Origin of the sequence: Saccharomonospora iraqiensis subsp. paurometabolica YIM 90007, from assembly GCF_000231035.2 — a bacterium.
GTDB lineage: Bacteria > Actinomycetota > Actinomycetes > Mycobacteriales > Pseudonocardiaceae > Saccharomonospora > Saccharomonospora paurometabolica.
This window is the reverse complement of record NZ_KI912250.1, coordinates 80,944-82,437: the sequence shown is the minus strand read 5'-3', so window position 1 is coordinate 82,437 and position 1,494 is coordinate 80,944. Positions and strand designations below refer to the sequence as shown.

General features: G+C 75.4%; 2 protein-coding genes. Both read left to right on the top strand.

Annotation, left to right across the window (positions count from 1 at the left end; genetic code table 11):
• Nucleotides 1–193: hypothetical protein (locus tag SACPADRAFT_RS33120; protein ID WP_198048340.1), on the top strand; the 193-nt coding region annotated here is incomplete at its 5' end.
• 66 nt (nt 194–259) lie between these two features.
• The coding region (locus SACPADRAFT_RS0216440; RefSeq protein WP_007027596.1) for a DUF2867 domain-containing protein at nt 260–1,494 on the top strand (1,235 nt) is incomplete at its 3' end.

Below are 1,494 nucleotides of genomic sequence, written 5' to 3'. Positions count from 1 at the left end.
CGTGTGGGCGCTGTCCTGGATCGCGGTCCGCACCGGGGACGCCGCCGTGGCGGTCACCGCCGTCGTGGCGGTGTCGGTGCTGCTCGTCGTCACGGTCCGGGCGGTGGTCACGGCACCCCGGGGTCGGACACGGGCGCGCCGCCGGACCCGCGCGGCCGCGTCCACGGCGCGCGGTGAGGTGGCGTGGGGCTGACCCGTCGGGGGTACCGGAGTAGTACGGCAGGGGGATCCGCGGGAAGGCGGCGGCGAGGAGGCCGGCATGCGGTGTGTGGTGTTCGGTGCCACCGGCTACCTCGGGGGACGTCTCGTGCCCGCGTTGCTGTCCGAGGGGCACGAGGTGCGTGCGGTGGCCAGGACCCCGGCCAAGCTCGCCGAGGTGCCCTGGCGTGAGCAGGCCGAGATCGTGCGCGCCGACGCCACCGATCCGGACGCGGTCGCCGCGGCGATGGCGGGACAGGAGGTGGTGTACTACCTGGTGCACTCGCTGACGCGGAAGGACTTCGCCGCCCTCGACCGGCGTGCCGCGCGGGTGGTCGCCGAGTGCGCCGCGACGGCGGGCGTCTCACGGGTGGTCTACCTCGGGGGCATCACCCCGGAGCACGTCGAGTTGTCCGAGCACCTGGCCTCCCGGGCCGAGGTGGGGCGGATCCTGCTCGACGGTCCCGTCCCCGCGGTGGTGCTGCGGGCGGCCGTGATCCTCGGGGCCGGGTCGGCGAGCTTCGAGATGCTGCGGCACCTGACCGAGCGGTTGCCCGCGATGGTCACCCCGCGCTGGGTGCACAACCGGATCCAGCCGATCGCGGTGGGCGACGTCCTGCACTACCTGACCCGCGCGGCCACGATCGCCGGGCCGGTCAACCGGGCGTTCGACATCGGCGGCCCGGACGTGCTCACCTACCTGCGGATGATGCGGCGCTACGCCGCCGTCGCGGGCCTGCGCCGCAGGCTCGTGATCCCGGTGCCGGTGCTCAGCCCGTGGCTGTCCGCGCAGTGGGTGAACCTCGTGACCCCGGTGCCGCGGGCCATCGCGGTCCCGCTCATCGAGTCGTTGGTGAACGAGGTGGTCTGCCGGGACCATGCGATCGCGGAGTACATCCCCGACCCCGAGGGCGGGCTCACGACGTTCGAGCGGGCGGTCGAGCTCGCACTGGCCCGGGTGGGGCGGGCGGACGTGCCGACCCGCTGGTCGGACGCGAGCACCCCGGGGGCGCCCGCCGCCCCGCTGCCCACCGACCCGGGGTGGGCGGGCGGGACGCTGTACGAGGACGTCCGGGAGCGGCACACGACCGCCAGTCCGCAGGATCTGTGGGAGGTCGTGGAGAGCGTCGGCGGCGAGCACGGGTGGTACTCGTTCCCGCTGGCGTGGTCGGTGCGCGGCTGGATCGACCGGCTGGTGGGCGGGGTCGGGCTCCGCCGGGGTCGGCGCCATCCGCACCGGCTGCGGGTCGGGGAGGCGCTCGACTGGTGGCGGGTCGAACGCCTGGACCGGCCCCG